We start from the raw sequence: 4,365 nt of genomic DNA on the forward strand, positions 1-4,365 counted from the left end.
GGTTCGGGGAGGGGAGCCATGCCGCAGACGTCGCAGAAGCCGTCGGCGTCCACCTCGCCGGTGCAGCCGGGCTGGGTGCATCCGTTCATCGCCGCGACCCCGTCTCGCTCTCGCACGCACTGATCTCGCGCTGGTACTCCGCGAGGACCGCCGTCGCCCGCCGCAGGTCGCAGGGTGCCGTCCACAGCAGGTCGCGGGCCTCCGCGTACAGCCCGGTGAGCCGGTCGTCCTCGACCAGCCCGAGCCGCGCCGCCTTGGCCCGGTACGCCTCCAGGCGCCCGCGCAGCTCGCCCCGCCGGTCGAGCAGGCCGGTGCTGAGCCGCAGCTCGCCGCGCGCACGCTCCAGCGCCTCGTCCGCGGCGCGGTCGAGCCCGGCGAAGCGGCCCGCCAGCTCCACCCAGCGGCCCGCCTCGCGCAGCCGCTCCAGCGCGGTGAGCCGGTCGCGGAGCTCGGCGCCGAGCCCCTGACCGGGTGCGGGCAGGTTCGGCGACTCGATCTTGGTGAGGACCCGCGCGTACGCGTCCCGGGCGCGCTGCTCGGTCTCCTCGATCTCCTCGATGCGCGCGGTGACCCGCGCGAGGTGCTCGGCGTAGGCGTCCCGCAGCCGGGCGACGCCGGCGAGCTCGTCCCCCAGCGCGGTCAGCGCGGTGCGGACGCGGTCCAGGCGGGCGGTGTCGGGGCGGCCGTCCGGGACGAGCGACAGCGGGTCGGTGCGGACGAGGCGGCCCAGCGCGGTCAGCTCGCGCCCGATCCGGTCGAGCTCGGGGTGGCGGGTGCCGTCCAGGGAGTGCGCCAGCCGGGCCGTTTCCCGCCAGCACTCCTCCACCTCCTCCAGCGGCAGCAGCAGCGCCGACCACGCGGCGTCGGCGGCGTCGATCTCGCCCGCGACGAACGCGTACGCGTCGGTCATCAGCCCGACGGCCTCGGCCAGGGTGACCCGCCGTTCCCGGGGGCCGAGCAGCGTCCGCTGCCGCAGCGGCACCTCCTCGTCGGGCAGCTCCACCGCGGGGCCCGCCAGCAGCGCGGACAGCTCGATCAGCAGCGCCGCGTCCGGCCGCGACGACCGTTCGCGCAGCTCGGCCGCCTCGTCCAGGACGCGCTGGTAGGCGTCGAAAACCGCCCACAGCGCGAGCATCCCGGCCTTGGCGTCCTCCCAGCGGCGGTGCGTCTCGCCGGTGAGGCGCGCGCCCTCCAGCAGGCGGCTGCCCTGGTGCCCGTCGAGGTCGAGGAGGGACGCGGAGATGCGGTCGCGCTCCTCTCGGAGCGTCCGCAGGGCATGGTCGACGCCTTCACGGCTCATCGGCGCGGCGGCCCCGGGCCCGCTCTGGTCCAACGTCTGCCCCGTGTTCGCTCTCCTACGGTCCCCCCGAGCATGCCCGGCCGACCGGTCTGGGAGCACGGACCGGTCCGCTATCGGACTAACGCTCTCATATAAGTGTGATCCGCAACACCAGTCGAGACAAGCGCCTTCTCCCCCGCAAGCCCCGCATCCCGGCCGTTCCGGGGACGCCTCACACCTTTCGATCACGTCCCGCCCGTACCCTGTCCACCGGGAACCTCGTTGTCCCGGATGACGTTACGAGTGATACAACTACGAGAGGAGTGGTGAGTCCGCGGTGTCGGACCCCAGTCATAGACCCGGTGCCCCATGCTGACCGCGGTCCTGGGAGTGCTCGCGGTGATCCTCCTCACCGCGGCGACCGGATACTTCGTCGCCCAGGAGTTCGCCTACGTGGCGGCCGACCGGGCCACACTGGAACAGACCGCGGCGCGCGGGGACGCGGCCTCGAAGCGGGCCCTGAAGGTCATCGGCAGGCTGTCCTTCATGCTGTCGGGCGCGCAGCTCGGCATCACGATGACGACCCTCGTCGTCGGCTTCATCGCCAAGCCCGCCCTCGCCGAGCTGATCCAGCCGCTACTGGAGGTCGCCGGCGTCCCCCTCGGCGCGACCGGGGCGATCGCGCTCGCCACCGGCTTCGTCCTGGCGACGCTCATCCAGATGCTGATGGGCGAGCTGTTCCCCAAGAACCTCGCGCTCGCGCGCGCCGAGTCGCTGGCCCGCGCGCTGGCCACCTCCACGCTCGTCTACCTGGCGATCGCGGGCCCGATCATCCGGCTGTTCGACGCCTCCGCGGAACGCCTCCTGCGGGCCGTGGGCGTCGAACCCGTCCAGGAACTGCACGGCGGCGCGACCCTGGAGGAGCTCGGCGACATCATCGGCAAGTCGCACAGCGCCGGGCACCTGCCCGCCGACCTGTCGGGCCTGCTGGAGCGGGCTCTGTCGTTCGGCGACCTCACCGCGGACGAGGTCATGGTGCCCCGCCCGCAGGTCCGGACGCTGCCGGGCACCGCGCCCGTCGCCGACCTCGTCGCGCTGATCCGCGAGACCGGGCACAGCGCCTACCCCGTCTACGGCCAGGAGGTCGACGACGTGATCGGCGTCGCCGGGGTCCGCGAGGTCGCCGACGACGCGCTCGACCCGGCCACCCCCGTCAGCCGGGTCGCGCGGCCCGCGCTGCTCGTCCCCGGCAGCCAGCCGCTGTACGGGGTGATCGAGCACATGCGCGACTCCGGCGAGGAGTTCGCCTGCGTCGTGGACGAGTACGGCGGCCTCGCCGGCATCCTCACCTTCGAGGACGTCGCCGAGGAGCTCGTCGGGGAGATCTCCGACGAGACCGACGCGCGGGAGGTCGCCCCGACCTCCGGCCCGGACGGGTCCTGGCTCGTCGACGCGGGGATGCGCATCGACGAGATCGGCCGGCTCACCGGGTTCGACCTGCCGGAGGGCGACTCCTACGACACCCTCGGCGGGCTCGTCATGGCGGAGCTGCGCCGGCTCCCGTCCCCCGGCGACCGCCTCACCGTCGACCTCGATCCCGGCTCGGTCGAACTGGAGGTCGTGAGCGTGGCCCGCCGCGTCGCCGAGAAGATCCTGATCAAGGCGCCGGCCCCGGCGGTCCCGGTGGGCGCCGACGAGTCCGGCGCGTCCGACGCGTCCGATGAGAACGACGCGGACGCGGCCGGCCCGGAGGTGTCGTGGACCCGCTGACGACCCTGCTGATCACCGTCCTGCTGCTGGTCGGGAACGGTTTCTTCGTCGCGGCCGAGTTCGCGCTCGTCGCGGCGGGCCGCCCGCAGCTGGAGCGCGCCGCCGCCAAGGGCAGCCGCCCCGCCGTCGCCGCGCTCGCCGGCGTCCGGGAGCTGTCGCTGATGCTCGCCGGCGCCCAGTTCGGCATCACGATGTGCTCGCTGGGCCTCGCGATCGTCACCGAGCCGGCGTTCGAGCACATCCTCGAACCGCCGCTGCACGCGATGGGCGTCCCCGAGGCCGCGACGAAGGCGATCGCGCTCGGCACCGCCCTCGCCGTCGTCACCTTCCTGCACATGGTCATCGGGGAGATGGCGCCGAAGTCGTGGGCGATCTCGCACCCCGAACGCGCCGCGCTGCTCCTCGCGCTGCCGTTCCGCGCGTTCGCGAAGGTGTCGCGGCCGATCCTGTCGTCGCTGAACTCGTCGACGAACGCGCTGCTGCGGCTCATCGGCATCACCCCGAAGGACGAGCTGGACAGCCACACCGACGCCGCCCGGCTCAGCCACCTGGTCGGCGAGTCCCGCCGCCTCGGCCTCATCGGGCGGCACGACCACGAGCTGCTCCGCCGGGCGATCTCCGCGCGGGAGGCCACGGTCGGGCACCTCGTGGTGCCCGCGACGGCCGTCACCACGATCGACGCGGACGCGACCGCCGCGCAGATCCGCCGGAAGGCCACCGCCAGCGGCCACAGCCGGCTCCTCGTCCGGGACCGCGACGGCGCCATGACCGGGATCGTGCACGTCCGGGCGGCGATCACCGAGCCGAACGGGGACTGCCGCGCGGACGAGCTGGCCCACCCGGCGCCCGTCCTCACGGCGGAGACGACCGTCCTGGACGCGGTGAGCCGGATGCGCCGCGCGCACGCCCAGCTCGCCGTCGTCAACGACGAGCGGGGCGAGTTCGCGGGCATCGTCACCCTGGACGACCTACTGGCGGAGCTTCTGGCGACGAACCCGCACTGACACGGACCGCGGGCGCGGTGGTCGCGGGCGGGTGGTCACGGTCACGGGCGAAGACCACCACGCCGCGCTCGCGGGTCGGCGACCTGTGAGACGTTAGTCCCGCGCAGAACGGGAAAATACGGCCGAGGGCGGCCGATTTGGGACGGGAATGACCTCGGTGAATCATCCATCAGAAACCCACGGAGACGAAGAGCACCCGCGACCAGGGCACTCGACGTCCCCCTACGTCCCGGCTTCCGAGACCCCGACGGTCAACATCCCCCTCCCCGAACCCTCCACCTCCCACCCTCCAAGCACGCAGGAGCAGGCACC

At 73.6% G+C, this 4,365-nt stretch carries 3 protein-coding genes; 2 read left to right on the forward strand and 1 reads right to left on the reverse strand.

The window, feature by feature from the left end:
• Window positions 1-85: 85 nt before the first annotated feature.
• Entirely contained in the window at window positions 86-1,300 is a 1,215-nt protein-coding gene (locus E1200_RS31505) for a hypothetical protein (RefSeq protein ID WP_131956023.1), read from the reverse strand.
• Window positions 1,301-1,648: 348 nt separating this feature from the next.
• Between E1200_RS31505 and E1200_RS31510 the strand changes: the two genes are divergently transcribed.
• Together E1200_RS31510 and E1200_RS31515 are read left to right on the forward strand one after the other, a co-directional pair.
• Window positions 1,649-3,049, forward strand: coding sequence for a hemolysin family protein (locus tag E1200_RS31510; RefSeq protein ID WP_207933638.1), 1,401 nt, complete (start codon window positions 1,649-1,651; stop codon window positions 3,047-3,049).
• The gene (locus tag E1200_RS31515) at window positions 3,037-4,053 is read left to right on the forward strand and encodes a hemolysin family protein (RefSeq protein WP_131956025.1); all 1,017 of its coding nucleotides are present in this window, start codon (window positions 3,037-3,039) and stop codon (window positions 4,051-4,053) included. The genes E1200_RS31510 and E1200_RS31515 overlap by 13 nt, the downstream gene beginning before the upstream one ends.
• Window positions 4,054-4,365 lie beyond the last annotated feature (312 nt).

Source organism: Actinomadura sp. GC306, assembly GCF_004348665.1.
Lineage (GTDB): Bacteria > Actinomycetota > Actinomycetes > Streptosporangiales > Streptosporangiaceae > Spirillospora.

What these genes read in the sequence shown, in the direction of transcription:
- E1200_RS31505 (WP_131956023.1), bottom strand. Translation starts at nt 1,300, where the DNA reads ATGAGCCGTGAAGGCGTCGACCATGCCCTGCGGACGCTCCGAGAGGAG.
- E1200_RS31510 (WP_207933638.1), top strand. Translation starts at nt 1,649, where the DNA reads ATGCTGACCGCGGTCCTGGGAGTGCTCGCGGTGATCCTCCTCACCGCG.